We start from the raw sequence: 542 nt of genomic DNA on the forward strand, positions 1-542 counted from the left end.
TGAACGACAATTAAAGTGGGCAGCATTTCCTGCCCACACAACACTTGAGATGTACAATCTTAATGAGCAACAAACCTTAAGTCAAAAGCAGCTAAAACAGTTAAGTGAGCTAACCTGGATCGATCAATTATATAACTTGGTCCTGTTAGGACCAGCAGGTGTTGGAAAAACACATTTAGCCACTGCACTTGGGATTAAAGCGGTTCACCAAGGTTATCAGGTTATGTTTATAACGATGGAAGAATTGATAAGACATTTAAAAGCTGAAGAATTCACACGAAAAGCCCAAATTAGGATGAAGCGAATAAGAGCCGCCAATCTGGTCATTATTGATGATCTGATGTTTATGGCGATGGATCAAAGAGAAGCTAACCTCTTTTTCCATCTCATTAATGACTTACATGACAAGGCCTCTATTATATTAACTTCAAATAAGGGACCAAGTGAGTGGGGCGATTTATTAGGTGACCAAGGGATCACCACAGCTATTTTGGATAGGATTCTACATCGAGTAGAAGTTATTCAATTTCAGGGGGAAGACA

1 protein-coding gene is annotated in these 542 nt (G+C 39.3%); it reads left to right on the forward strand.

Features of this window, described 5'->3' with window-relative positions; genetic code table 11:
• The coding region (gene istB / locus B494_RS0100480) for an IS21-like element helper ATPase IstB (RefSeq protein ID WP_017470390.1) at window positions 1-542 on the forward strand (542 nt) is incomplete at both ends.

The sequence above is a fragment of the Amphibacillus jilinensis Y1 genome, from assembly GCF_000306965.1.
GTDB lineage: Bacteria > Bacillota > Bacilli > Bacillales > Amphibacillaceae > Amphibacillus_C > Amphibacillus_C jilinensis.